The following is a 26210-nucleotide window of genomic DNA, read 5'->3' on the forward strand; positions in this document are numbered from 1 at the left end:
TCGAGCTTAGCAGCGCGCAAGCGTCAGACCAGACAGGTTTTCACCAACTGCGCCCGGCAAAGCGCCGGCTTGGCCCAGGTCGGCGAGGCGGTCAGACGGAGGGACAAGAGCACCCAGAGGCAGCGTGAAGCGGGTCTTGTCCAGCGCCGTCGCACCGGCACGCAGATAGAACCGCGTCGCGCGCCGATTCCAAGCCGGCGTTTGCCATTGCATGTCGCAGCAGCCCTTGAGGTGGCCAAACGCCGCCAAGGTCTGCATCAGCGCCAAGCCCATACCCCGGCCGCGCGCCCCCTGGCGCAGATAGAGGCAATCCATATGCAGAAAAGGCTGGGCCGCCATAGTTGAAAAATCGATGGTCACGCTGGCATAACCCTGCACCTGCTCAGCCACAAGCAGAAGCCAGGCATGAACGCGCCCCGCCTCAAGGGCATGGGCCAGTCGCTCGCTCAGGCCGGCGTCTGCGCGGGAAGCCAGGCGCTCGTACTCGGCATGTTCGACGCACAAGACCGCGAGCGTTGGGGCATCGCCGGCATGGGCCGGCCGAATCTGCATATGCATCTGCAGGGGCCGCCCCGACGCTGTGGCCAAGCCTGGCTCAGGCGCAGCCACACTGAATGGCCGGCGCACCGGCGTCCAACTCGCCCGGCTCGGTGCCAGTGGCCACCGCGTGCCCATCTCGGATCCAGAAATCCAAGCCGCCGAGCATCTCCTTGACCTTGAAACCAAGCCGGGCCAGTTTGTAGGCGCCCTTGGTCGAGCCATTGCAGCCGATGCCATCGCAATAAGTGATGTAGGTCTTGCTGCGGTCAAGGCCGGCAGTGCTGGCTTCGTCCATCAGACGGTGCGGAAAGCTCAAGGCGCCGGGCACATGGCCAGCGGCGTACAAGGCTTCGGAGCGGGTATCGATGACGACGATGTCGGCGACACGGGCACGCAGGTCTTCGGCCACGTCCCAGGCATCGGCGTGCAGGTGCAGTTTGGCCAGAAAGAAGTCGGCACTCTGCGTCGGTGTTGGCGCGGGGTAGGACAAGAGGACGGAATTGGCGTTGCTCATTGAGGACTCCTGAAAATTCGCCGGCTTGGCGCTGTGGAACGTTTTCAGTATCCGGCTCATAGGACTTACCATTAAGTCCAATTTCTCAATCCAAATAAGACCAATGAGCAAGCCTAGCCTGTGGTTGCAGCTGTTTGAACGCCAGGCCGGCCGCGGGCTGGGGCGACGCGAACAGCTGTGCGCCGGCCTGCGGGACTCGATGCGCCGCGGCGAGTTGCCGCTGCATGAACGGCTGCCGGCCAGTCGGGTGTTGGCCAGCGATCTCGGCCTGTCGCGCGTCACCGTGGAGGCCGCCTACGGGCAACTGGAGGCCGAAGGCTATTTGCGCCGGGAGGTCGGCCGGGGCAGTTTTGTGGCCATCGAAACCCGCGGCAGCGCGACATCCCTCGCAGCGCAAGGGGTGCTTCCACGATCAACGCCACCCCGTTTGTCAGCCAGAGGTCAACGCATCACCGACGGCGGCGGCTGCGACGATCCGCGTCGGCCGATTGCCTTTGCCGCTGGCAGCCCCGATTTGCAGGCCTTTCCGGCCACGCTGTGGCGCCAGCTGCTGAACAAGCGGCTGAGCCAGGGTGTCGACCTGCTCGGCTATGGCGATCCGCAGGGTTTGGAGGCGCTGCGTGTGGCGATCGCCGGCTATCTGCGTCAATCGCGCGGCTTGCGCTGCGATGCCGGCCAAGTGCTGGTCTTGACCAGTTCGCAGCAGGCGCTTCAATTGGCGGCCACGATGCTGCTGGATGAGGGCGATGCCTTGTGGATGGAGGAGCCCGGCTACCGCGGCGCGGCCACGGCCTTCGCTGCGGCCGGGGCGCGGGTTCTGCCGGTGCCGGTGGACGAGCAAGGCCTTTGCCCCTCGCCCGACCTGGCCGCACCCCGGATGATTTACCTGACGCCCTCTCACCAGTACCCCTGCGGCGTCGCGCTGAGTCTGCCGCGCCGATTGCAGTTGCTGGACCTGGCGCGGCAAGAAAACGCCTGGATCATCGAAGACGACTACGACAGCGAATTTCACTACGAAGGCCGGCCGATGCCCGCCATGCAGGGCTTGGACGAGCATGGCCGCGTGATCTACATCGGCACCTTCTCCAAGGCCTTATTCCCATCGCTGCGGCTGGCCTATATGGTGCTGCCCACAAGCTTGGTAGCAGCGTTGAGCAGTGCGCGCAGCACGCTTGACGGCCACAGCGCGCAGCTGGCCCAGGCGGTCACCGCCGACTTCATCACGCAGGGGCATTTCGCCAGCCATCTGCGCCTGATGCGCCAGCTCTACCGACAACGGCGCGAACTCTTGCTGGAACAGCTGAGCACCCGAACGGGCTCTTGGCTCCAGCCGATGCCCAGCCCCGGCGGGCTGCAGATCGCGGCGCTGCTGCCCACAGGCAAAGAGCCGCGATTCAGCCGCGCCGCTGCCGCCCTGGGCCTGGCCACGCCGAGCCTGAGTGCACTCTATCGGGGCAAGCCCGCTCAAGACGGTTGGCTGCTGGGTTTTTCTGCGCTCGGCCCAGCACAGATCGTCGAGGCCTGCGGCCTGTTGGGCCGGCTCTAGCGGGCGGCTACAGCCGCGGAACAAATACACGCGGAATGCACACTGAATGCAGGCCAAACGGGCCGTGCCCACCTCCTCAGCCTCAAGTTGGTGTAGAAACGTGGCGTGGTTCGGCGTGTCGATCATTGTTCAGGACCGAACCCACGCTGAGCGAGGAGATCATCATGAGCTGGGCTTCGTTTTACCTACCCGTCGACGCGCAAATGCCGGCCTACGAGCAACCCCAACACGCGCATCCCACGCCAGCGGCGGAGTCGGACGCGCTGCCCGAAGACGCCTTGCTGATCGATGTGCGCTCCTATGCCGAATTCATGGCCGGTCATCTGAGCGACGCGCATTGCCTGCCGCTGCCGCAGATGGCCCATCTGGTCAAACAGATGGCCCCCGACCCCGATGCAGCTATCGTGCTGTATTGCTCTTCGGGTGGGCGCGCCGAGCAGGCGCTGGGTCTGCTGCAAAGAATGGGCTACAAGAATGTGCGCAATGGTGGCGGCGCCATTGCACTGGGCAAGAAGCTGGGCAAGTCGATCGAGCATTGAGGAGACTGGTGCCTCGCCGCGCCGCCGCACTCATCAAAACGTCTTCGCTCCACTGACCGCCAGCAAAACCGCGTAGAGAGAACTGCTGGCGCAGATGAACATGCGGTTGCGCTTTGGGCCACCAAAGACCAGATTCGACACCCGCTCGGGCATCACGATGCGGCCGATCAGCGTGCCATCCGGCAAGTGGCAGTGCACGGCACAGCCGGCGCTGGTCCAGATGCGGCCTTCTTCATCGCAGCGGAAGCCATCGTAAAAGCCGGTGTCACAGGTGATGAAGACCTCACCGCCACTCAAATCACCCTGAGCGCCGACCTGGAAACGCCGCATCGTGCCGCAATCCTGCTCGGTGTCGGCGATGTAGAGCGTGCGCTCGTCGGGTGAGAAAGCCAGGCCATTGGGGCCCTTGAAGTCATCGGCCACCACACGCAGCTCACCCGTTGCAGGGTCAAGCCGATAGACATAACAGCCCGGCTGTTCCTGCTCGGCCTTGATGCCCTCGTAGTTGGAGGTGATGCCGTAGTTCGGGTCGGTGAACCAGATCGTGCCGTCGGACTTGACCACCACATCGTTCGGGCTGTTCAGGCGCCGCCCCTGATAACGATCTGCCAACACGGTGAGGCTGCCGTCATGCTCGGTGCGCACAACGCGTCGGCCGCCATGCTCGCAGCTGATCAGCCGCCCCTGGCGATCGATGGTGTTGCCATTGCTGTAGCCGCTGGGGCTGCGGAACACGCCGACTTGTCCCGTGCACTCGTCAAAGCGCAACATGCGCTCATTCGGGATATCGCTCCAGACCAACGAGCGCAGCGCCGGAAAATACGCCGGCCCTTCGGCCCAGCGGCAGCCGGTGTGGAGTTGCTCCAGCCGGGCGCTGCTGCGCACACAGTCTTCAAAGCGGAGATCAATGAACTCGAACGGGGACGTCGAGGGCGGGGCAAAACTGGTGGTGTTGTTGAGCGTCGTCATGCCCAAAATTCTCGGCCGACTCGGGTGCGGCGACGCGGCGATTCAGGCTTCTAAAACGCAGCTTTGCGGCGTTCTCTCGGGCCTAGAGCGGCAGACTCAGCCCTCGCTTGCTGGTCTCCAACACAAAGGTCGAGCGAAACTTCTTGATATTGCTCTTGTCGAAAAACAGGCGCCGAGTCAGTTGCTCAAAGCCGGCCATATCGACGGCGCTGACGATCAGCACAAAGTCGCTTTCGCCGGCCACGTAATAGCACTGCTGCACCTCGGGCTGTGCGGCCATCTGGCGCTTGAAGCCATCGATCACCGCCTCGCGGCTGGCTTCGGCCAGTTGCACCTCGACGATGGCGGTAACGCCGAACCCCAAGGCGCGCGGCTGCAAGACCGCCACCTGGGCCTCGATCACGCCATCCTCGCGCAGCTTCTTGATGCGGCGTTGCACCGCGGTGGCCGACAAGCCGACCTCGGTGGCAATCGCCTCCGAACTGAGGCGCGCATCTTGCTGCAGCAGGGCCAGGATGCGGCGATCCAATCGATCCATTTCAGGCATGGCTGAAGTATCGACGATACCGCACCCCGCCCCTTTCGGCAGACCGCCCTACTTGAACGCCTTACTTGAACGCCTTCAGCAAGGCCTCAAACTTGGTCTTCACCGCGTGGTCATGCGGAATGATGGCCGGCACTGCACGCTTCACGTTCAGCAACTCATACACCGCCATTTGCGCGGCACGCACCGAGTATTCGACGGTGAACACCACATCGTCGGCAATCTCCACGAACTGGCTGATGAAGGCCAGATTCTTCGAGCTCTTGGGCACCGGCAAGGGGCGATCGCTCAGCGCACGCGGCATGAACATGCTGGTGATGTAGGGCATGCGGCAAGGGATGCAATTGGCTTGCGCCACCGCATCCAAATCAAAACGCAGATGGCCGCAAAGCTCGCGCAAGATCTCTTCACCCGTGCATTCGGCCATGGGCTTGGCCACGAAGTTGCCGACTCGATCGGGGAACAAGGCATAACCCCAGAACACCTGTACATCGGCCGGCTGATTGGCAAAGTGCGGCTGATGCGCCAGCACGATGGACATCAACCAGTTCGAGTCCTTGAAGGTCACCAAGCCGCCAGTACCCGGCTCATTGCCGCTGAAGGCGCGCATCTTGTCGAAGAACACCGTGTCCTTGAGGGTGACGGTGAAGGAGTTCCACATCGACTCGGCAATGCTGCTGTTGAAGGCGGCGGGGTTGCCAAACTCGGGGCGATTCTTGGCCAGCTTTTCCCACAGAGTCCAGCCGCCGCTGTCGCGCTTAGTCAAGGCTGGCGGCGCGCTGTGCATGGAACCCAGGCTGGACGCATCGGTCATGGAGGCGTTCTGGAAGAACACCAGATCATCCGCGCCCACCTCGATGCGCTCGACCGCCCCCGCGCGCTGCAACTGAATGGCAGTCACCACGAACTTGCCACCCTCTTCGCGGTGCTCCAGGTCGGTCGCCTTGGCATCCATCACGAACTGCACGCCCTGGGCTTGCAACCAGGCCTGCAGCGGGCGCACAAAGGAGTCGTACTGGTTGTACACGGTGCGCTTGACGCCGCCCAGCGTCTCAATGCGCGAGAACTCCAGCATGAAACGGTGCAGATAACGCTTGAATTCCACGGCGCTGTGCCAGGGCTGGAAGGCGAAAGTCGTGGCCCACATGAACCAGAACTCGGTCTCGAAGAAAGCGGGCGAGAGCCAGTCGGTGATGGTGGATGTGCCCAGCTCTTCTTCGCTGGCATTGCTCAGGCGCAGCAGTTCCACCCGGTCGTGCATGGAGAAGCCCATGGACTCGACTGGCATCTTGGCGCGCTGACGATTGACCAGGCGCGCCATCGAATGCGCCTTGTGCTTCTCGTTAAAGGCCAGGGTTTCGTCGAACACGCTTTGGCCGGCATGCTCCAGCGAGGGGATGGTCTTGAACAGGTCCCAGGTGCACTCGTAGTTGTCGGTGGTCAGCATGCGGCCGCCGCGCAGCGAGTAGCCGCGCTCGGCGTCACCGGCGCCGTCCAGGCTGCCGCCCATCAGCGGGGCTGCTTCAAAAATGGTGATGTTGGCGCCGGGCACTTTGGCGTCCCGGATCATGAAGGCCGCGGCGGCCATGGAGCCGATGCCGCCGCCGAGCAGATAGGCTTTGATGGAGGAAGAGGCCGGATTGGAAGCAGGTGTTGTCGACATGGCGAAAGAGTGGAATCAACAAAGAGGTGCTCAGCTTCGTCGCTGCAAGCCGCTCTTCAAATGATTCAAATCAATCGCTCGGACTCCTGCGTTCCGACTTTGCGCCAGATCAAGCCCGCAGGCGCTTCCGAATCCGGCTCAAGGCCTCCGGCGTAACGCCTAAATAGTGCGCAATATCGCGCTGCTGGATGCGTCCGGCCAGCCCGGGGTAGCTTTGCAAAAAGGATTGATAGCGCTCCTCGGGCCGCATGGTCAGAAGCTCACGCTCGCGCTGCTCCTTGCGCACGATGTGCCGCTCCAGCAGCTGCAAAACCGCACCTTGCCAGCCGGCGTGGCGATCCATCAGGCCGCGCAGGCTGGCATAAGCAATCTGCTCAACCTGGCAAGACTCCAGCGCAATCGCCGAGTAGTCGGTCTTTTGGCCGGCCACCAGCACATTCGGGCAGGCAAAGAAGTCGCCTTCGCCGATGAAAGACTTGATCCACTCCTCGCCCTGCTCATTGAAATAGCTGAGCTTGACCATGCCTTTGCGGATCACATAGACGAAGGGCTGCCATTCGCCTTCGGCAAAGATGTCGGCGCCCTTGTCGAAGTGCGCCAATCGATACACCGAGGCCAGCTGTTCCCAATCCGGAAGCGGTGCCGCGGCGGCTTGTGCAAAGAGAAGTCGGGTCTGATGCATGAAGCGAGAAAGAAGGATTCAGCGCTGGATACTCGCGTGGACGCCAACTCCAGCCCATGCAGCCGTCCGAACGTTTCGATCGGCCAGGCTCTCCAGCCCCCTCAGTATCGCCGCAGGCCTTCAATCACAGCTTCAATACCAGCTTGACCGGCTGCCCTTCGCTGCGCGGCGCCGCAGGCATGGCGCAGCAAATCAAGGCCTCGCCCGGCGCGGTCTTGAAGGCCGGCGCCCTTGCATAGCTCACCTCGCCCTCCAGCACCTGGGTGCGGCAGCTCCCGCAACTGCCGCCACGGCAGCTGAACTCGGGGTTGAGGCCTCGCGCCTCGGCCAGATCCAGCAGCGAGCCGCTGCCCGGGGTCCAGCGGGCCTCTTTGCTGGAATCGGCAAATTGCACCGCCACATCGACTTGCGCCACCGGCGCCAGCTCAGTCTGAGCAAGCACGATGTCGAGGCGCCGCTGCAGCGAGGCCGGCCCAAAGGCTTCGGCATGGATACGGTCATCGGCCACCCGCTGATCGCGCAGCCCGTCATAGAGGGCCTGCATGAACGGCGGCGGGCCGCACAGATAGAAATCGTGGTCACCAAAAGGCAGCGTCGCTTGCAAGAGCGCCATGTCGATGCGGCCCTGCAGATCGTAGTCGCGCCCCTTCAGGCTGTCCGCCTCGGGCGCATCGGTCACGCGCACGATCTGCACAGCGCCGCCGGCGCGCAGCTGCAGCTCGGCCAATTCCTGGTTGAAGGCGCGATCGGCGTTGTTGCGGGTTGAGTAGAAAAAATAAGTCGGCCGAATACGGCGCTTGCGCAGGCCCTCGAACACCACATGGCGCAGCATCGCCAGCATCGGCGTCACGCCGATGCCGCCGGCCAAGAGCACCAAGGGCCGGCGCTGCAGCGCATCGACGATGAAGTCGCCCTGCGGCGCACGAGCCTCGATCAGATCGCCGACCTTGAGCTGCTCATGCAGATACTCCGACACCTGCCCGCCGCGCTTGACGCTGAGGCGATAGAAACCGTCGCTCGGCGCCGCCGACAGGGTGTAGGTGCGAATCAAGGTCTTGCCGGCTATCGTCAAGCGGATCGGCAGATGCTGGCCGGCCTGAAATGGCGCCAGCGCATGGCCATCGGCCGGCTCCAGGTAAAAGCTGCGCACGCTGCTGCTTTCCTCCACCACCCGAGCCAGTTTGAAGGGCCGCCAGGCATTGCGCAGCGCGGCTGCAGACAGTCGAGCCGCCGCCTCGTCCCAGGAGCCTGTCATCAAGGAATTGGGCGAAAACTCGTCGAGTCGCCAACGCAGGGCGAGCGCGCCGCGGCGTCGAATCGCCTGCTCGATGCGAAAGGTCCAGATCCGCTCGGCGCCCTGGAAGGCATCGATCTCCGCGCCCTCGAACTGAATCTCGGTCGAGCCGCTCAGCTGCAAGACATCGCCATTGCTGAAGTCAATGAAGATCAGACCGGCGCGCGGATTGAGCAGCAGATTGCCAAAGGTGTTGAAGTGCATATTGCCGGCAAAGTCCGGGATGCGCAGCAGGTCTGAACCCGCCTGGACTTGCAGCTGAACAAAACCCGGCTTGCCGCCGCGGTGGGACACATCCACCGAGCGCTGCATATGCTCAGGCTCGCCGCCCGGGTGGCTGCTGGCCACAAAAAAGGTGTCGGCTGCGGCAATCAGCGCGCGAGCCTCATCATCGAGCGCGCTCAGCCGCTCCAGCGGCACTCGGTATTCACTGTCCGGCGCGCGAGCAAAACTGAAAGCCCGGTCTTGAATGTATTGCGGGCAATTGCCGAAGGCGTGGCCCACCTCGAGCGAGAAACCCTGATCCGAGGCTGCCGAGATCCGTCCATTCAGACGGTTACGCCGGCGGGTGTCCAACTCGATGCCCAGCATGCCCAACGGTGCGCCGGCTTGAATGCAGTCGCGCACTGGGTCGCCCAAGCCGGGCAGCGCCGCGACATCGAGCCGACGTGGGTCGGGCGAATGCATAAAGCCGGGCTGGCCTTCGATCAGACTGGCCCACGGTGCGCCCTGCTCGTCCACCGCGCCCACCACCATAAAAGGCAATTGACCGTAAAAGATGCGATGCTGGTCGGGCATGTAGTCGCGGATGACCCGCCGGCCGAAACTATCCAATTGCGCTGCATTGCCCATGCGTTGATGGATGCGGCGTTCGCCGCTGTGCCAGGGTGAGCCGGCTGCGGGGATGAATTCATTCGACATGGCGGGCCTCTTCAGTCAAAACGAGTGAAAGCGACTCAGGCGGCCAGACCGACCGGGGTCTTTTGCATCGCCACGAAGCCCGGCAAGGCTTCGATGCGGGCCAGCCAGGCACGCACATTCGGGTAGGCCTCGAGCGAGACATTGCCCTCCGGCGCATGGGCGATATAGCTGTAGTTGGCAATATCGGCAATGCTGGGCTTGGCGCCAATCAGGAAGGCCTTGTGGCTGAGTTCCTTGTCCATCACGGCCAGCAAGCCATGGGCGCGGCCAATCACTTCCTCGGCCTTGAAGCCGGCGCCGAACACCGTCACCAAGCGGGCAGCGGCGGGGCCAAAGGCCACCAGTCCGGCGGCCACCGACAACCAGCGCTGCACGGCGGCCTCACCGACCGCGTCGCTGGGCAGCCAGTCGGCGTTGCCATAACGGCGCGCCAGATACACCAAGATCGCATTCGAGTCGGCCAACACGACGCCGGCGTCCTCGATCACCGGCACTTGGCCAAAGGGGTTCATGGCCAGGAACTCGGCGCTCTTTTGCTCGCCCTTGCGCAGATCGACCTCGATCAACTCGGTGGGCACATTGAGCAGGGACAGGGCCAAACGAACACGGTGGGCGTGGCCAGAGAGTGGGAAGGTGTAGAGCTTGACTGCGGACATGATGGATTCTCCAAAACAGAAGGTGGATGGCGCGGGCTGCTTGCTGCGCCGATTCGCCGTTCAGCGAATGACTGAACTGTCCTCTATTTCATCCTTCAGCGGAATTCACACCGAATCGAAAACACCATTCCACAAATCAAAACAATCGCCACCCAAGCTCACAGGCGAATGATGTTCACCTCGGCCCCGACCGCCCGCTGCACCAAGCCCTCCAGATGCTGGTGGTGGCTCAAAAAGATCACCTGGGTGCGCTCGGACAAGTCGGCCAGCGCCCGCAAACCGGCCTCGGCCCGGCCATCGTCGTAGTTGATGAACAAGTCATCGGCGATGAAGGGCAAGGCATGGCCGGCGTCTTGGGCCATGTGAAGTTCCAAGGCTGCCAGGCGCAGGGCCATGAAGAGTTGATCGCGGGTACCTTCACTCATTCCGCCGATTCCCACCAAGCGACCATCGGAGCGCAGTCCCTGCAGCGCCAAGGGCGTGACATCAAAGTCCAGCGCCAGCCGCTGGAAGGAGCCCTGCGTCAGCGCGGCAAAGATCTCGCCGGCCCGGCTCAGCATCGGGCCCTGCTTGGTTTCGCGGTAACGATCGATGGCCCATTTCAGTAAACGCGAGGCGGTGAATACCTTCACATAACGCTCGGCCGCATTGGCCATCTTGGCCAGCGCATCTTGGCGCTGACCCTCTGCACGGGCCGCATCGTCTTGGCCGGCGATCAGGCCCAAGGCCGCATCGGCCTGGGTCAACTCGGCCGTCAGCGCATCGCGCTGTTGCTGCAACTCGGCAATCTGCCGCGCCAACTCGGCCATTTGCACCGGCAGTTGCACGCTGTCTACCGCGGCCACCTCGGCCTCCAGCGCCGCCACCGACAAGCCATCGCCACCCTCTTGCAGCGCCTGGCGCGCAGCTGCCAACTCAGCACCCAAGCGCTGCCTTTGCTCGCAGGCCTGAATCACCGCGGGCAAGGCCTGCTGCTCGGCGATGCCTGCCAAGCGCAGCAGCGGCTGCAAACGCGCCTCGGCCTGGGCGCGCGCCAAGTCGGCTGCCGACCGCTGAGCCTCCAGGCCACGCAGGTCCTGGCGCAAGCGCTCGGCCTCCTGGGCCGCGGCCCGCGCCGTGCTCAGATCCTGACTCAGTTGCCGCACCCAGGCTTCGCCATCGGTGGGCGCCTGAGGCAAACCCAATGCCTTGGCGCAACGGGCCAGATCACGTTCAAAGGCGCTCAGTTCGGCCTGCATCACCTCGATGCGCTGCAGACGCAAAGCGCGCACGCTGCGCAAGCCAAGATCGATGCGTTCCATGGCCGCGCAGCATTCCTCCGCCGCTGCGGCATCCAGTCCATGGGCCAGGCCCAGCTTGCCGCAGGCCTGATCCCAAGCCGTTTGCCAGCCTTGCAACTGCTGCTCGGCGGCCGCTCGCTTTTCGGCCAAGAGCGCGCGCGCCTGCGCCGCCCGGTCGATTTGCCCTTGCAGGGCCTCGGCCCGCACCTGGGCCGCTGCCGCAGCCTCAACGGTCGCGGCGGCCTGCGCGATCAAGCTTGCCAGATCCAGCGTCGTTGTGGCGCCGGGCTCGACCTGCAGGCCGGCGCCGACCATGGCCGTCAGTAAACCAGAGTGAACCGCATCGAGCTGCTGCTGGGTGGCTTGCGCCTCCTGCTGCGCCAGATCGAGCGCATGGCTGGCCGCCAGCACGCGCTCGCGCGCAGCCCGCCAGGCCTCGATGTCGAGCAGGGACAAACCCGCCAGGCCCATTTGCTCCGCGCAGGCGGCCCAGTCTTGTTGCTGCGACTGCAGCTCGGCTTGCTGCGCGGCCAAACCGGCGGCCGCCTCATTGAGCTGCAAATCGAGCCGCGCCAGAGCATCCAGCTTGGCTTGCAACTCGCTCGCCTCGCGCGCCTTGGCATAACGGCTATCCGCCACGCCATCGGCCCGCGCTTGAACCGACTCAAAGCCATCCGCCGCCGCTGCCAGGGCTTCGTCGCCGCTGCGAATGCGCTGCCAGGCCGCATCGCGCTCAGCGCGCACCAGCGCCAGCTCCTCCGCCGACACGGGACTATGAGCTTGGCAGTACTGGCTGAGCGCCAACTCTCCGGCGGCCCGCTCGGCGCGCAACTCGGTCAAGCGCTCATTCAGATCGCTGCAGCGCAGCGTCAACTCGGTAACCCGGCGCAGACGCTGCTGCATCGCGGCCTCCGACGGCAAGGCCAAGTCAGCCAGTTGATCATCAGCCAACGTATGCTCCCCAAGCCCGCGGCGGGCCAAGGCCAGCTCGGCTTGCAGGCGGGTCAGCTGCGACTGCTGGCGCCACTGCACTTGCTGCACATCGCCGAGCGAACGCGCCCGCGCCAAAGCCCCCAGCAAGCCGGGCGACGCGCCTTGGGGTGACAAGCCGCGCCATTGCGCCTGCAAGCCGGCCAGTTCAACGCCTTTCTCGGCCTCGGCCGCCGCGCTCAGATGGCGGCTTTGATCCAGCAACTCATACCGCTTGGCCAAGGCGGCAAAGGCCGAGCGCTCGGGCAAGGCCGGCAGTCGCTCCGCCAGCGTCTGTTCGTCCACTGCGGGCCAGGCCAGCCGGCGCGCATCGGCCTGCAGTTGCTGCCAGTGCACCCCGATCTCGGAGCGACAGCGTTCGATCTCGCGGCCATGGTGCCGCACCTGCTGCGCCGCTTGCTGCAGGGCCTCGACCTCACCTTGCTGCTGCAAGAGGCGCAGATCCACCTGCTGCTCGGCCAAGCGTGCAGCCGTCTGCTGCGCCTGCGTGGCCAGCAACTGGCTGCTGCTGGCCGCGGCGGCCTGCGCCAATTCAACCTCGGCCAGAATCCGCCCCGCATCCTCCGGCAGTTGCACGGCCGGACTCAAGCCACTGCTGGCCTGCAACTCGTCCAGCGCCTGCTGGCTTTGCCACAGCTGCCGCAGCGCCGGGCTGATGCGGCGGGTCCGCTCCAAGGCGTTGCGCTGCAACTCCAGGCCTTGAAGTTGCAGCCGCAAATCCTCGCGCCGCTGCAGCAGGCCCTCGCTGCGCTGGCGTGCCTCCATCCAATCCTTGGTGCGCACGGTGGCCGCCTTCAAGGCGGCTTCGGCGGCCGCCAACTCGTCGCTGGCGATGTAATAGGCCCGGTCACCCGAGCGGCGCTTGGCCCAGAGTTTGTCGGCCTCGGCCTCCAAGCTCTCACGCACCGCGCCCAGGCTACCAATGCCGGCGGCGGACTGAAACAGGATCTGCCCGATATCGTTTTGCGCGCTCAGAATGGCTTGCCCGCCGGCCTCCAGCCGGCCATGGTCAAGCCCAAACATCTGCTCAAAAAAGCTCCGCTCACTGCCAGCCAAAAAGGCCGCCAAGGCGGACTCCGGCAAGACCTGACCCTGGGCGTCAAAGAGCGACTTGCTGCGCGACTTGCTGCGCACAAAGGCCAAGGCCTGCTCGCCATGCTCGATACGCCCGCCCAGGCGCATATCGGCCTTAGCATGCAAAAAGTCGTAGCTCGAACGGTTCTCGATGCCGAACAACAGGTCCAGGATCGCTTGCCGGGTGGTCGACTTGCCGGCCTCGTTGGCGCCGACGATCAGATGGAAGTCCCGTTTCGCGGACGGGAACACCAGGCTGTGGTCGGTGAACTTGCCGTAACGGGTCAGATCAAGCTGTTGGAAGCGCATGGCATCTAGTGGGGCGGGCCGCGAAAACATGGCCGACGCGGGCCAGGGAGCTAGGCACTGTACTGCCTTCGGGCTCACATATTTCCCCAACCAGGCCCGCCTACAATCCGCGCCAATTCAAGGGAGTGAACCCATGTCCGCACCGATCGACTTCTTCTTCGACTTTGCCTCACCCTACGGCTACATCGCCTCGCAGCAGATCGACAAGATCGCCGAGCGCCACGGCCGCAGCGTGACCTGGCGGGCCATCGTGCTGGACGCCAACTTCCAGTCGCTGGAGCGCATCCGCATTCCCAACAACATCATGCGCAGCGACTACATCCGCCGTGACGCCGAGCGCCTCGCCGCCTATTACGAGGTGCCGTACAAGACGCCGAGCAATCTGGGTGCGCATACCGAGCAGGCCGCCCGCATCTTCCACTGGGTGCATGACCGCCATCCGCTGGAAGGCCGCGCTTTCGCCAATCGGGTCTTGAAGGCCTACTTCGTCGACGACCAAAACATCGCCTCCGAAGAGGTGTTGCAGGCGATCGCCACCGAAGTGGGCCTGAGCGCCGAAGACTTCCAGGAAGCCAGCGCCAACCCGGCCAGCCGCGCCCGCCTGAAGGCGGAAGTGGACATGGCCGAAGCCCGCGGCGTGTTCGGCTCGCCCTTCTTCATCGTTGAGGGCGAGCGCTTCTGGGGCAATGACCGCCTGCCGCAGTTGGAGCGCTGGCTGGCCAACGGCCCCTACTGAAACCTCTACTGAAACAACTAGCCCGCCAAGCCCTGCGCCAGCTTGCGTAGCGCGGCGGCGTCCAGCGTCTTGCCGGGGCTTTGCTCACAGATGACGGCCACGCGGTTCAAGAGGCCGGCCGCAAAACGGTGCGCTGCGGCCAGCGTTTCCTCGTCGGTGTCGTAAGTGTCGTAGGCTTCCACGGCCACGCCGCTGTCATTGGCAATCGCCTTGACATTGATCTTGTGGGCTGGATTGGCTGTGCCTGATGTGGCCATAAAGTACTCCTGAAAAAGGTCGATCCGGCCAATGTACAGGCAGCCCCGCCCCCCGTGTCTGACCCTGCGCGAAGCGCGCTTACTTTTTGCCGATCTCGTGCGCCTTGTCGAGTGATTTGCGCAAGACCTTGGCCCAGGCCGAGGCCATGATTTCGGCCTCTTGGGCGTTCATCACGCGGTTGCTCCAGGTCAGCTGACCGGGGAAGTTACGCGCTTCGCGACGGTCCACCATCCGCGCCAAGACTTGGCCGGTTTCCGAATCGCGCAGCTCGGCCACCAAGGTGGCTTCGCCGGCCGAGGCCACATAGGTCCGGGTGCGGCCCGCCGCCAAGGTGTCGGGTGCATTCACATACAGATCGATGATGCTGACCTTGACCCGCAAGACATCGGGCCCGGCCTCCTTCACCACCGGATAACCGTCCTTGGCTTGCAAGGTCTTGGCGAACTCTTCTTGCACGATCGTCGCCATGCCGCTGCGGATGTCTTCGCGCTCTTCATTGCTCAGCTTGAAGTTGCTGCCGGTGCGCTTGGGGTCCCAGTATTTGGAGAAGCTCACCTCCACTGGGTCCAAGATCACCTTGCTGTAGCCGGCCAGGCTGGCGCCGGGGCGCGCATAGGCCAGGTCCACCTCTTTGAGCTTGATCTGCTGCAGGCCGTCATGGCTCATGCGCTCTTCCACCTCTTTGCTCACCTTGGCGGCAAAGGCGCTGGGCATCAACATCGACAGCGAAATCAGCACGGCCGCGCCGGTGCTGCGTGAGGAAATCTTCATGGCTTACCCTCCTGGCGTCTATGACAAGTACAGCGATGGCGCCAAAGGCGTTCTTCATGCTGCTGCGTCCAACTTTAGCGGCGCAGCAGGCCACTGCCCAGGCTCTGTACGCAATCCATACAAAGAGCGCACCGAATCCCTACCTAAGGGGGGACTCCGCTGAAGTTAGTTCGCCTCGTTCGCCTGTTCAGCCGTTGCCAACTGCGCCAACAAGGCAGGCGTCACGGCATCGATCAAACCGAGCACCTCGCCGCGCCGAATCGCCTGAAACTCGGGCAAGGCCTCGATCAAGGCCAGCGGCGCCTTGGCAGTCAAGAGCTGCAAATCCTCGCTGAGGCTGCGCAGGAAATCGGCGTCCTCAGGCACCTCGGCCAGCAAGGCCTGCAAGTCAGCAATCGCATCGGCACGCGCGGCCAGTTGGCTGGCGTCCAACGCCGGCGCGGTTTCCAGCTTGAGCTTCTCGATCCACAAACGCCCGCCTTGCAATGCAGCGGCCTGAGCCAAGATCTCCTCGCGCAGCTGCGCCTCCAGACCAAAGAGCAAGCCATGCGCCGAAGTGCGCCCCTGCAAGCAGACCCGCACCGCCAGCGGCCAATTGCCGCTTTGGCTCAGCAACAAGTGCTCCAGCGCCCGACCGGCCAGCGCCACCACGGCAGGCAGGTCCGCCGCTTCGCTCACATCGATGTCGAGTCGCTCCCAGCGCAAGACGTCCACGATCAAACGCTCGACCGTTTGGATGCCGCTGTGATCGGCTGTCACCAAGACCGCACCGCGCGGCCCGGCCTCGCGGATATGGCGGCCCTGCAGATTGCCGGGAAAAACCACCCAGGGCGACTCACTCAATACCGCATGCTCATGCACATGACCCAGGGCCCAGTAGTCATAGCCCTTGGCGCACAACTCGGCCAGGCTGCACGGGGCATAACGGGCATGCGCAGCGTAGCCTTCCAAGGCGGTGTGCAGCACGCCGATATTGAGCCAGCCACTCAGCGGGTCGGGGTAGGCGACGGCCAGGTTTTCGGTGGTGGCGGCATCCTTGAAGCTGCGGCCATGCAGGGCCACGCGCAGGTCTTCAATGCGATGGGTGCTGGGCTTGCGGCTGTCGAACAGGTGCACATTCGGCGGCAGCGTCAGCCGGCGCGTCATCTCGCTCTCGGCATCATGGTTGCCATAGAGCAGATAGACCGGGATGCCGGCCTGATGCAGGCGCGCCATCTCGCCGACGAAGAAATGCCCGGTGTTGTAGTCGCGCCAGTCGCCGTCGTAGAGGTCGCCGGCGATCACCATGAAGTCCACCGCCTCATCGATGGCGGCGTCGATCAAACGGCTGAAGGCCTCACGACTGGCCGAACGCAAGGTCTGCAGCGGCGCATTGGGATAAGAAGCCAGCCCGCACAAGGGGCTGTCCAGATGGATGTCGGCGGCGTGGATGAATTTCATGGCTGAGCGAGATTGTCCTTGCTCTCGAGCGCAGGCGCTTCGGCCAGCAACTCCAGCAAGCCGCTGGCGCGCCGGGTGCGCTGGGCCAAGGCCATGGCAAAGGCCGGCGCACGGCCGCTGACCAGGGTGAAGGCCATGCGGGCGCGGGTGATGCCGGTGTAGACCAGCTCGCGCGTCAGCCCGCCGCCGCCCTCGGCCGGCAGCACCAAGACCGTGTGCTCAAACTCCGAGCCCTGCGATTTGTGCACCGTCAGTGCAAAAGCGGTTTCCACATCGGCCAGGCGACTCACTGCCACCGAGCGCAAGCTCTGCCCGTCAGAAAAATAGGCACGCAGACGATTGCTGCCGCCTGAAGCTTCGTCCTGCCCTTGCGGGCGCAACACGATGCCAATATCGCCATTGAAGACCCCCAGCCCCGCGTCATTGCGGGTGACCATCACCGGCCTGCCCTCGTACCATTCGCCGCGCTTGCTCAAGAGCCCTTCGGCAATCAAGGCACGCTCCACCGCCTGGTTCAAGCCCTCGGTGCCCCAATCGCCCTCGCGCACCGCGCAGAGCAAGCGAAAACGCTCAAAGGCGGTCAGCACCGACAAAACCCAGGGGCCGAACGCCTCGGCCGTTTCTGGTCGCTGCACCAATAGCTTCAGATAACTGCGATAACCACCTTCAGCGCCGGGGCGCCCCTGCAGCGCCAAACGCACCGCCGCCTCAGCAGAAGCCGCCTGAACATTCAGCAAGACTTGGTCTTGGCTCTCACTCAAAAGCTGCTGCGCCAGCCGCGCATCGCCCCGGTTCACCGCCAAGGCGAGCTGACCAATCGGGCCGCCAAAGCGCCGGCTTTCGCGCAGCATCACGGTTTGCTGCGCCAGCGAGGAGGCGCGTTCATCTGCAGGCAAAAGGAACTCGTTCGGCAAGGTCTGGCCTGTCACCGCCTCGGCATAGGTCGCCGTGCTGGGCAGATAACGGCCCGGCTCCGCGTCACGGCACAAATCGCCCAAAACCGCACCTGCCTCCACCGAGGCCAACTGGTCTTTGTCGCCCAGCAGAATCAATCGCCCGCCCGGCGGCATCGCATCCAAAAGCGCCGCCATCATCTCCAGATGGATCATCGAAGCCTCATCGACGATCAAGACGTCCAGCGCTAGCGGATGGGCCGCATCGGCGCGCAGCTTGCGGGTATCCGGCCGCGCACCCAACAAGGCGTGCAGGGTGCGGGCCGCGCCCATCTGGCTGGCCAGTTTCTGCAGATCCAGCGACGTCCCCACCTGGCTTTGCACCTGGCTGAGCGCCGATTCGATGGACTGCTTCAGCCGCGCGGCCGCCTTGCCAGTGGGCGCAGCCAGGCCAATGCGCAAACGGTCGCGGTCCTCATCAATGGCATACAACAAGGCCAGCAAGCGGGCTGCGGTGTAGGTCTTGCCAGTGCCGGGGCCACCGGTGATGACGGACAAGCGCCCGGCCACCGCGATGCCGCAGGCAAGTTTTTGCCAGTCCAGAGAGGCCGCCTCGCCAGCACTGGGGAACATGCGGTCCAGCCATTGACGCACTTGGGTAGTGTCGGCCCTTGGCCCCACCGTTGCCCGCGCCAACAACTGCGCCGCCACCCGCTGCTCATAGGCCCAGTAGCGACGCAGATACAGCTTGCTGCCGCGCAGAACCAGCGGCTCGCCATGGCCCTCTTGCGCCTCAGTGCCACCGGCTGGCGCATCAACATAGACCAAGGGGCTGGCTTGCAGCGCGCCCAGCCAATCGACTAAGTTCGTGGGCAGGCTGCCTTGCATCAGCTGACGCAGCGCCTCAGCTTGCGGCGGCTTCCAGCCCAGCAGGCCTTCGGCATCGGCCAACAATTCGTCCAAGTCCAGGCAGCTGTGGCCTCGCCCTTCCATATGGGCCAGTAGCGCGCTGGCCAGCAACAAGGCGGCAGGTGCATCAGCCTGCTGCTCGCGCACAAAAGCTGCAAAGGCGGCATCCAAACGCCGAATCGTGCCGGCATCTCGCCACGTTCCCAGCGCTTGCATCACCTGCACGGCGGCGTCCATTGGCATCAGCTCTTCCCCATTCATTGAACGCCCCCGCCGGCCTGCAACTCAGCCTTGTTGTCCAGCAATTGATCCAACTCGTTCAACATGGGCTCGCTGGGCTTGACCCAATAGCAGCCCTGAGCCGGGCCCTGCATGCCGCGCATGAAGACATAGACCGCGCCGCCCAGATGCTGCTCGGGCTGATAAGCCTCTCCCAAGCGCGCACGCAAGAGCCGATGCAAGGCCAGCAAATACAGCGCGGCCTGCACGTCATAGCGGTGCTGAGCCATGGCCGACTGCAAAGCGGGTTCGCTGTAGTCGGCGTCGCTGGCGCCCAGATGGTTGGACTTGTAATCCAGCACAAAGTAGCGGCCCTGGTGCTCGAACACCAAGTCGGCAAAACCCATCAGCAGGCCATGCAACTGGCGCTGCGGCAGCGCGGGTCGAGGCTCCGCGCCCAGCAAATGACGCCGGCACAGCGCGTCCAAGGCGCTTGCATTCAGGTGATCGGCCGGGAACCAGAACTCCATTTCCGGCAGATGGCCGGTCAAGTCTTGCAAGGCACAGCCCACCGGCGGCAAGGGTGCCGCGCAGACCTGCTGCAACCACAGCAGCACATCGGCCGCCCAATTGCCCCAGCCCTGGCGCTCGCAGCGGCGCATCAGCTGGGCCTGCAACTCGCTCGATTCGGCCAGGCGGTGAAAACCCTCTTCGGCCAGCCACTCAAGCTGATCGTGTAAGAAATTGCCGGCAAAAGCGCCGCGAGGGAAGCGATGCCAAGGCGGCAAAAGGCTTTGCTCCGGCGGCAACTGATGCTGCGTTTGCGGAGGCATCAATTCAGGAGCGGATTGATCTTCGTCCGAACGCGCCACTTCCGTGGACACCGCCCGTACCGGCAGCGCCCGCACCAAGGCCGAGAAGCTGCCAATGCCCCAACGCCGCTCGAACTCGGCTTGGTAGGCCTGGGGCTCCTTCAGCGGCGTGGGTGCGCCGCGCGGCATCACCAAACTCGGGCCCAAGGACGATGCGCTGGCAGCGGCCTGCACTGCAATCTCGGGGTTTGCCGCAGCCAAGGCCTCGGCCAGTTCTTGCAACTGATCTTCTGAGAAACGCGAAGCCCCGCCCAGCACATAGCCGATGGCGCTTCGCCAGCTTTCGCAGCTCTTGCCATTGCGCACTTTCAGCGCGGCCACGCCCAACCACAAGGCATGGCGAGCGCGAGTCAGGGCCACATAAAGCAGGCGCAGGTCTTCGCGCAAACGCTCGCGGTCGGCCTGGGCAATCTGCTCGGCCGTCGGTTCCAAATAAAGCTGTGATTCACCGTTTTGCGACTCCGGCAGCGCTTGCTTGACGAAGCGGGTGCGCGCCTTGTCCACTGCCCGGAAGCTGGCCGCAAAAGGCATGAAAACCAGCGGGTACTCCAAACCCTTGGACTTGTGCACCGTGACCACCTTCACCAAGTCGGCATCACTTTCAAGTCGCAGCACCGCGCCCTCGCCGGCTGCGGCGCCTGGCACTTCGGCTTCTTCAATTTGAGCGGCCAACCAGCGGATCAAGGCCTGCTCGCCGCCCTGCTCCAAGCTGGCGGCTTGCAGCAACTCGGCCAGGTGCAAGACATTGGTCAGTCGGCGTTCGCCGTCAGCATCTTTGGCGCCGCGCTCGTCCTGGGCCAGCCATTGCGCCGGCAAATCAAAGGCATGCAGCAGCTCGCGCAGCATGGCCAAAACACCCTGGCTGAGCCAAACACTTTGCAAAGCCTTCAGCTCATCGCTGCGAGCATCAAAGGCCTCATCGTCTTGCGCCAGATGCGCCAGTTCGGCCAAACTCAGGCCCAACAAGCGGGTCGCCAGCGCGGCGCGCACCAAGCGCATATTCAGCGGCTCGGCCACCGCTTGCAATACGCGCAAGAGATCACGCGCCTCGGCGCTGGCAAACACCGAGTCTTTGTCCGACAAATAGACCGAGGCGATATTGCGCCGGCGCAGCTCACGCCGCAGCGTGGCGGCCTCACGGCCGGTGCGCACCAGCACCGCGATATCGGCCGGCCGCAGGCGCTCAAAGCTACCGCGCGCCGGATCAGAGAAGCCCGCGCCCTCATCGTTCAACAGCTGCGCAATCTGCTCGGCGCAGCGGGCGGCAAACAAGCGCTGGCTGCTGTTGGCATCACGCAGCTGCGCGTCCAGTTGCAGGCTCAGCGCCGGCACCGGCCCTTGGCTGCTGACGAATACCTCAGCTCGACCACGCGCGGCCACCGGCGCAAAAGGCAAGGGATTGGCCGAAGCGTCGGCCGGCGCACGGAACATGAAGGCCCCCTCGCCCTCGCGCTGCTCGGCACGTGCAAAGACCTGATTCACCGCCGCGACCAGGGCCAGGCTGGAGCGGTGATTGGTGCCCAGCATGTAGTGGCGCCCGGCAGTCTTATGACGTGCGTCCAGATAACTGTAAATGTCCGCGCCACGGAAGCCGTAGATGCTTTGCTTGGGGTCACCGATCAAGAGCAGGGCCGTGTCGCGCGAGTTCTCGGCCAGGCGATACAGCCGGTCAAAAATGCGCGCCTGCAGCGGCGAGGTGTCTTGAAACTCGTCGATCAACGCCACCGGATACTGGGCCAACATGCCTTGGCGCAGGCGCTCAGCGCTGGCACCTTGGGTGGCCGGGTCCAGCGCGCGATCCAGCCGATTCAACATATCGGCAAAGCCGAACAGGCCGGACTTGGCCTTCAGTTCGGCCAGGCGCGCACCAATACAAGCCGCGGCATGCAAGCGCATCGGCGTGCCAACACTCTCCAGCGCTTGCAAAGCCTCCAGCAAGTTCGCAAAAGCCTCAAACTCAGAAGGCACTTCGGGCGCAGCGGCATCCGGCTTCAAGGCCTCGGCAAGGCCGGCCGGGCTAAGGCGACGCAGGCCGGCTTCGGAGATTTCAGGCGCGACCTGCGCGGCGTCCAACGCCCAGTCGCGCAGGCTTTGCAGCCAGGGCTGGTAGTAGCCGGGGCGCAGCTTGGTCTTGTTGAAGGGACAGGTCTTGCCCTCCATCTGGCCATCCAACCAGGCTTGCATGCGCTCGGCGGCTTCGGCCCAGCCTTGTTTCAAGGTAGCCAGGGCCGCCGCATGCTGAAGCTCGGCGCGCTCAACCACCAAACCCAAGGGCTCCGCCACATCGGCCGCCAAAGGCAGATCTTGGGCCAACAACTGGCGGGCGTCTTGGGCCAGTGCATCCACGCGACCGAACACCGCCAATGCTTGATCCAGGCCCTGAGCGCCAAGCGGATAGACCTGAGCGCGCCAATAGTCTTGCGTGGCTTCCAGCAGCAGTTGCTGCTCGTCGCCAATCAGGTCTTCGTTGAACAAACAGCCGCTGTCAAAAGCATGCTCGCGCAACATGCGTTGGCACCAGGCGTCGATGGTGTGAACCGCTGCATCGTCCATGCTTTCTGCGGCCAGGCCTAGGCGCCAAGCCGCCGCGCTGCGCGCCGGTCCGTCTGGGTAGTCGTTGAGCAGCGCGCGCAGCAAGGCGTCGCCGGTGGCCGGCTCGGCCTCGCCACGGAAGACCTTGGCCGCCTCCAGCAAGCGGGCGCGGATGCGATCCGACAACTCGCGCGTGGCGGCGCGGGTGAAGGTCATCACCAGAATCTCAGAGGGCAGCAAGGGCCGCAAGAAACCAGTCTCGCCGGCCTCCCCGTCCACACCCCCATGGCCAAGCACCAAGCGCAAGTAAAGCGCGGCAATCGTCCAGGTCTTGCCGGTGCCGGCGCTGGCTTCGATCAAGCGGCTGCCCCACAAGGGGAAGTCATGCGGATTCAGCGTGGTGCTGTGGTTCATTCAGCGGCCTCCTCTTGCGCCGCCTGGGCTGAGGCATGCAGCTCCAAACTGACACCCTGCTGCAGCCAAGCATGTAGCGGCCCGTAGAGGCGCGGCGCTAGGGTTTCGAAGCGGCCATCCGCCGTCAAGGCCGCGAAGTCAGGATAAAGCCGAGCCAAACAAGGCTCACTGACCTCGCCCCGGCTGTTGTAGCCGCCCTCGTACACCGAGGCCACATCCTTGTGCTCGACCACTTGGGCCAAACCGGTCAAGGCCGCGATCGGCAGTGGCTGCAGCATGCCCTCCTGCCAGACTTGCAAGAGCTCAGCCAAATCGGCCTGCGCCCGCTCGGGCGGCAGCGGCTGCAGCGTCAGCTGCGCGTCGCGACCGATCAGCACGCCTTGCAGCTGAAAGCCATGGGCGCTGGCCACCAACTGGCGCACCCAGGCTTCCAGCAGTCGCTCGGGGCGGGCCGACTTGGCTTTTTCATCGGCGCACAAGCGGCTGGGGATCAACTCCAGCCAGACCCGCTGGCCGCCCAGCGCCTGGGCGCGCAGATCGGCCAGCCAATCCTCCAAGAGCGCCTGCTCGAAGGGGAAGCGCAGCATCTCCTTGGGCGCCTGCACCGGGTACAGGGCCTGCAAGTCGCGCCAGGCCGTCAACATGGGCGAGACCGTCTCAACCAAGGCGCGCTCGGCGCGGCGGCCCTGCTCGGCCATGGGCAGACGGCCCGCCTCGCGCATGCGCGCCGCCAGACCGGCCACACGCAATGGCACGTCGGTTTCGGCATACAAGTCCTGCAGGGCTTCGTCCAAGAGCTCGCGCAGCATCTCGTATTCCAGCAAGCCATCCACAGCAAAAGCCTCGTCGTCCTCGGCCGCGCTGGCGCTCTCGGCAAACTGCACATCCAGGCGCTGGCGGAAGAAGCTCTTGACCGGGTTTTTCAAGAAGGCGGCCAGGCCTTTGATGTCCAGCAGCGGCTGATCGGGGTCGAGTTCCAAGGGCGGCAGTGGAGCCGCTTCGCCCTCCGCTTCTGCAGGCGTTTGATGCGCTTGGCGCCACTCGCTGGCGTGGGTGAAGAGCGCACTGCCCTGCTCGAAGTAGCGCCGGCTGAAAGGCTGCAAAGGATGCTCGGTACTCAAGGGCGCCAGCACCGCCTCACCCCAACCCGAGGCCAGATAGTCGCGCAGCTGCGAGACCAGCACCGAGGGCGGCTGCTCGCTGTTGTCGCGCACGCTGCGGCCGCTCCAGCTGATGTAGAGCTTGCGCCGCGCCGAGAGCAGGGCCTCAAGAATCAACTGCCGGTCATCGTCACGCCGGGCGCGGTCACCGGGGCGTGACTGGCCGGGCAGCCCCATCAGGTCGAAGTCGCTGCGGCTGCCGCGACGCGGGTAGTCGCCGTCATTCATGCCCAGCAGGCACACCACCTCGAAAGGCACGGCGCGCATCGGCATCAAGGTGCAGAAGGTCACGCCACCGGCCTTGAAGCGGCGGTTCAGCATGGGCACATCCAGCCCGTCCAACCAGGCTTCGCGCACCACGGCCAGGTCCACGGCTTCAGCAAACTCGGCCGACTCGCAGGCCTCCAGCCAGCTGCCCATCGCGCTTTGCAGAGCCGCCAAGGTCTGGCGCTCGCTGTCGTCCACCGGCTGGAAAAAGTCTTCCATCAAACGCCGGCCACGCTCGGCCCACAGCGCCGGACTGGCCGGCTCGGCCACCTGCTGCCACCAGCCCTCCAGCGCCGTCAACAAGTCCGCCAGCGAGCCGGCCAGCGCGGCATCCAAACCGCCCACCTCGGTATAAGGCTGAATGCCTTGGAAGGCCGGGCCAGCGCCGGCGCTATAGCCCAGCAACATGCGGCGCAGACCAAAAGACCAGGCGTTTTGCTCGCCACAGGCGGCCAGGCCCAGCTCGGCGCGTTGCTCGGCGTTCAAGCCCCAGCGGATGCCGGCGCCTTCCATCCACTGGTTCAAGCGCGGCAGATCGTCGGCGCTCAGCCCAAAGCGCGCCGCCAGCCCCGGCACCTCCAACAAGGCCTGGATCTCGCTCAAACGGCAGCGCTGCTGCGGCAGGCGCAGCAACCACTCCAGCGCCAGCAGCAGCGGGTTGTGGCCGCGCTCCTTCAGGTCGGCAATGTCATAGGGGATGAAGCGCGGATCTTGGCTGCGCCCGTACTGGCCAAAGACCGAACGGATGGCCGGGGCAAAGCTGTCGATATCGGGCACCATGACCACGATGTCGCGCGGCGTTAGCGGTGCTTGACCCGGCACGGGGGGCTCGGCCAGCAGGGCCAGCAACTGGTCGTGCAGGATCTCAACCTCGCGCTGCGCGCCGTGAGCGATGTGGAAGACGATGGAGCGGTCCTGCGGCGCCAGCGCCGTGCGCGGATGCTCGGCCAGCGGGGTCAGGTCGCGGATATGCGCTTGCACCTGGGTCAGCAAGCTCTCGCCGGGGCCTTCGTCAAAGAGGTCGATCTTGGCGATGCCGAAGCGCTCTTGCGCCTGGGTAGCGTCGTCAAAAGCGTCGAGCTGGCGCACAAAGTCGCGCCCCTGGCGGCCCCAGCTGGCCAACAGCGGGTGCGCATGAGCGTGCATCTGCTCCAGCGAGAGCTCGGCCAGGTCAAGCCCGCCGCGCAGTGGCTGGCGCCGCTTGTTCTTCTCGTTACGCAGCAGCTCGCGGCCGTCGATGATGTCGGCCCAGTGGTAGCGGCATGGGTTCGGGATCGCCAGAATCACCTGGCAATGCTCGGACAGCGCCGCCAAGGCCTGCAAGGTTTGCATCGGCACATGGGTCATGCCAAACAACACCAGGCGGCGGGCCATGGCGCTTTGTGGCTTGCGCCCCTCTTGCAGGGCCTGCACAAAACGCTGATGCAGCTGCGGCCGTGAGGCTTCGCGCTGCTGCACCGACAAAGGCGCCAGCAAAGCGCGCCACAGCGCGGCCTGCCAGCGCTGGTCGGCCGGCAACGGCATGGCGGTGGGTAGCGGCTCGCCCGCGCTGCGCGGCAACACATCATGCCCCTGCGCCCAGGCGTCGAGCCAATCGCTGCGGTAGACCTGGTATTGGTCAAACAGATCGGCCAGGGCTTGGGCCAGTTGCAAGCGCCGATCCATTTCCCCAAGGCGCAAAAAGCCGGCCAGCGGCTCAAAGCCCGGCTGTTGGGCTAACTCCGGCAGCAAGCGCATCAAGGCCCAGGTCAGCGGCAATTTATCCAGGCGCGACTGCGAGGGCACCGCGTCCCGACCCAGCATCTGGCGGTAAGCCCGCCACAGAAAACGCCCAGGCAACTCCACTCGCGTGGCGGCGCAAATGCCGCTTTGTTCGGCCAGCGTCATCTTCAGCCACTCGGCCACGCCATTGCTTTGCACCAGGAAGATCTCTTCTTCCAAAGCGCCCAGCGGCTGGCGGCGCAACCATTCAAACACCGCATCCCCCAACAGCTCAGCGCGGTTGCCGTGCAGCACCAAGAGGCCCGGGGTGATGGGCGTGTTTGAAGTCAGAGTGCTGCTGCCGCTCATAAAGTCTTAGAGGTCCTGCGTGCGTCTGCGGGGGAGGCGTGTGAATAGGAAAAAGCTTTTGCGAAAATGAAGCTCGCAACTCTTGCTTGAAACCCATCGCTCAGCAAGGGGCCGAGCGATGGAGAAGAGTCACTGCAAGGCCCGCACT

The 26210-nt window shown here is 64.6% G+C and carries 18 protein-coding genes; 3 read left to right on the top strand and 15 right to left on the bottom strand.

All coding sequences use genetic code 11. The annotated features are described in order from the left end of the window. Positions 1-6: 6 nt before the first annotated feature. Positions 7-588, bottom strand: coding sequence for a GNAT family N-acetyltransferase (locus WG899_RS00315; protein WP_339593626.1), 582 nt, complete (start codon positions 586-588; stop codon positions 7-9). Positions 589-595: 7 nt separating this feature from the next. Continuing rightward, positions 596-1054: a rhodanese-like domain-containing protein gene (locus tag WG899_RS00320; protein WP_339593627.1), complete on the bottom strand. Its 459-nt coding sequence runs from the start codon at positions 1052-1054 to the stop codon at positions 596-598. Between the two features lie 103 nt (positions 1055-1157). On the opposite strand from WG899_RS00320, the gene pdxR reads away from it, so the two are divergent. Together pdxR and WG899_RS00330 are read left to right on the top strand one after the other, a co-directional pair. Next, positions 1158-2600, top strand: a complete 1443-nt coding sequence (gene pdxR, locus WG899_RS00325) for a MocR-like pyridoxine biosynthesis transcription factor PdxR (protein WP_339593628.1) — start codon at positions 1158-1160, stop codon at positions 2598-2600. Between the two features lie 164 nt (positions 2601-2764). Further along, positions 2765-3139, top strand: coding sequence for a rhodanese-like domain-containing protein (locus tag WG899_RS00330; RefSeq protein ID WP_339593629.1), 375 nt, complete (start codon positions 2765-2767; stop codon positions 3137-3139). A gap of 33 nt (positions 3140-3172) precedes the next feature. Here WG899_RS00330 and WG899_RS00335 read toward each other — a convergent pair whose 3' ends face one another. From WG899_RS00335 to WG899_RS00365, 7 genes are all read right to left on the bottom strand, one after another. Continuing rightward, positions 3173-4108 (bottom strand): SMP-30/gluconolactonase/LRE family protein, encoded by a 936-nt coding sequence (locus WG899_RS00335; RefSeq protein ID WP_339593630.1) that lies wholly within the window; start codon positions 4106-4108, stop codon positions 3173-3175. Positions 4109-4190: 82 nt separating this feature from the next. Further along, positions 4191-4646 carry an Lrp/AsnC family transcriptional regulator gene (locus tag WG899_RS00340; RefSeq protein WP_339593631.1) on the bottom strand — a complete coding sequence of 152 codons (456 nt, stop codon included), beginning with the start codon at positions 4644-4646 and terminating at the stop codon, positions 4191-4193. A gap of 70 nt (positions 4647-4716) precedes the next feature. Next, positions 4717-6315, bottom strand: a complete 1599-nt coding sequence (locus WG899_RS00345) for an oleate hydratase (RefSeq protein ID WP_339593632.1) — start codon at positions 6313-6315, stop codon at positions 4717-4719. A 109-nt stretch (positions 6316-6424) separates the two neighbouring features. Then, positions 6425-6997, bottom strand: coding sequence for a Crp/Fnr family transcriptional regulator (locus WG899_RS00350; RefSeq protein WP_339593633.1), 573 nt, complete (start codon positions 6995-6997; stop codon positions 6425-6427). 124 nt (positions 6998-7121) lie between these two features. Then, positions 7122-9212: an FAD-binding oxidoreductase gene (locus WG899_RS00355; RefSeq protein ID WP_339593634.1), complete on the bottom strand. Its 2091-nt coding sequence runs from the start codon at positions 9210-9212 to the stop codon at positions 7122-7124. A 35-nt stretch (positions 9213-9247) separates the two neighbouring features. Beyond that, positions 9248-9868: a glutathione S-transferase family protein gene (locus tag WG899_RS00360; protein ID WP_339593635.1), complete on the bottom strand. Its 621-nt coding sequence runs from the start codon at positions 9866-9868 to the stop codon at positions 9248-9250. A 158-nt stretch (positions 9869-10026) separates the two neighbouring features. Beyond that, entirely contained in the window at positions 10027-13521 is a 3495-nt protein-coding gene (locus tag WG899_RS00365; RefSeq protein WP_339593636.1) for an AAA family ATPase, read from the bottom strand. 133 nt (positions 13522-13654) lie between these two features. Here WG899_RS00365 and WG899_RS00370 point away from each other — a divergent pair, with 133 nt between their 5' ends. Further along, positions 13655-14257, top strand: a complete 603-nt coding sequence (locus WG899_RS00370; protein WP_339593637.1) for a 2-hydroxychromene-2-carboxylate isomerase — start codon at positions 13655-13657, stop codon at positions 14255-14257. 17 nt (positions 14258-14274) lie between these two features. Here the strand turns inward: WG899_RS00370 and WG899_RS00375 are convergent, their stop codons facing one another. The 6 genes from WG899_RS00375 to recC form a co-directional block, all read right to left on the bottom strand. Further along, positions 14275-14514 carry a hypothetical protein gene (locus WG899_RS00375; protein WP_339593638.1) on the bottom strand — a complete coding sequence of 80 codons (240 nt, stop codon included), beginning with the start codon at positions 14512-14514 and terminating at the stop codon, positions 14275-14277. A 79-nt stretch (positions 14515-14593) separates the two neighbouring features. After that, positions 14594-15286: a DUF3313 family protein gene (locus WG899_RS00380; RefSeq protein ID WP_339593639.1), complete on the bottom strand. Its 693-nt coding sequence runs from the start codon at positions 15284-15286 to the stop codon at positions 14594-14596. Positions 15287-15451: 165 nt separating this feature from the next. Continuing rightward, positions 15452-16726 (bottom strand): metallophosphoesterase family protein, encoded by a 1275-nt coding sequence (locus tag WG899_RS00385; protein ID WP_339593640.1) that lies wholly within the window; start codon positions 16724-16726, stop codon positions 15452-15454. Then, positions 16723-18771, bottom strand: coding sequence for an exodeoxyribonuclease V subunit alpha (gene recD, locus WG899_RS00390; protein ID WP_339593641.1), 2049 nt, complete (start codon positions 18769-18771; stop codon positions 16723-16725). The genes WG899_RS00385 and recD overlap by 4 nt, the downstream gene beginning before the upstream one ends. A 14-nt stretch (positions 18772-18785) precedes the next feature. Beyond that, positions 18786-22565: an exodeoxyribonuclease V subunit beta gene (gene recB, locus WG899_RS00395; RefSeq protein ID WP_339593642.1), complete on the bottom strand. Its 3780-nt coding sequence runs from the start codon at positions 22563-22565 to the stop codon at positions 18786-18788. Then, on the bottom strand, positions 22562-26062 hold the full coding sequence (gene recC, locus WG899_RS00400) for an exodeoxyribonuclease V subunit gamma (RefSeq protein WP_339593643.1): 3501 nt from the start codon (positions 26060-26062) through the stop codon (positions 22562-22564). Before recC ends, recB begins: the two co-directional genes overlap by 4 nt. Between the last annotated feature and the right edge of the window lie 148 nt (positions 26063-26210).

This window comes from Paucibacter hankyongi (genome assembly GCF_037482915.1).
In the GTDB taxonomy this organism is placed as follows: domain Bacteria; phylum Pseudomonadota; class Gammaproteobacteria; order Burkholderiales; family Burkholderiaceae_C; genus Paucibacter_A; species Paucibacter_A hankyongi.

What these genes read in the sequence shown, in the direction of transcription:
- WG899_RS00350 (WP_339593633.1), bottom strand. Translation starts at nt 6,997, where the DNA reads ATGCATCAGACCCGACTTCTCTTTGCACAAGCCGCCGCGGCACCGCTT.
- recC (WP_339593643.1), bottom strand. Translation starts at nt 26,062, where the DNA reads ATGAGCGGCAGCAGCACTCTGACTTCAAACACGCCCATCACCCCGGGC.
- recD (WP_339593641.1), bottom strand. Translation starts at nt 18,771, where the DNA reads ATGCCAATGGACGCCGCCGTGCAGGTGATGCAAGCGCTGGGAACGTGG.
- WG899_RS00330 (WP_339593629.1), top strand. Translation starts at nt 2,765, where the DNA reads ATGAGCTGGGCTTCGTTTTACCTACCCGTCGACGCGCAAATGCCGGCC.
- WG899_RS00345 (WP_339593632.1), bottom strand. Translation starts at nt 6,315, where the DNA reads ATGTCGACAACACCTGCTTCCAATCCGGCCTCTTCCTCCATCAAAGCC.
- WG899_RS00335 (WP_339593630.1), bottom strand. Translation starts at nt 4,108, where the DNA reads ATGACGACGCTCAACAACACCACCAGTTTTGCCCCGCCCTCGACGTCC.
- WG899_RS00375 (WP_339593638.1), bottom strand. Translation starts at nt 14,514, where the DNA reads ATGGCCACATCAGGCACAGCCAATCCAGCCCACAAGATCAATGTCAAG.
- pdxR (WP_339593628.1), top strand. Translation starts at nt 1,158, where the DNA reads ATGAGCAAGCCTAGCCTGTGGTTGCAGCTGTTTGAACGCCAGGCCGGC.
- WG899_RS00380 (WP_339593639.1), bottom strand. Translation starts at nt 15,286, where the DNA reads ATGAAGATTTCCTCACGCAGCACCGGCGCGGCCGTGCTGATTTCGCTG.
- WG899_RS00340 (WP_339593631.1), bottom strand. Translation starts at nt 4,646, where the DNA reads ATGGATCGATTGGATCGCCGCATCCTGGCCCTGCTGCAGCAAGATGCG.
- WG899_RS00370 (WP_339593637.1), top strand. Translation starts at nt 13,655, where the DNA reads ATGTCCGCACCGATCGACTTCTTCTTCGACTTTGCCTCACCCTACGGC.
- recB (WP_339593642.1), bottom strand. Translation starts at nt 22,565, where the DNA reads ATGAACCACAGCACCACGCTGAATCCGCATGACTTCCCCTTGTGGGGC.
- WG899_RS00365 (WP_339593636.1), bottom strand. Translation starts at nt 13,521, where the DNA reads ATGCGCTTCCAACAGCTTGATCTGACCCGTTACGGCAAGTTCACCGAC.
- WG899_RS00360 (WP_339593635.1), bottom strand. Translation starts at nt 9,868, where the DNA reads ATGTCCGCAGTCAAGCTCTACACCTTCCCACTCTCTGGCCACGCCCAC.
- WG899_RS00320 (WP_339593627.1), bottom strand. Translation starts at nt 1,054, where the DNA reads ATGAGCAACGCCAATTCCGTCCTCTTGTCCTACCCCGCGCCAACACCG.
- WG899_RS00355 (WP_339593634.1), bottom strand. Translation starts at nt 9,212, where the DNA reads ATGTCGAATGAATTCATCCCCGCAGCCGGCTCACCCTGGCACAGCGGC.
- WG899_RS00385 (WP_339593640.1), bottom strand. Translation starts at nt 16,726, where the DNA reads ATGAAATTCATCCACGCCGCCGACATCCATCTGGACAGCCCCTTGTGC.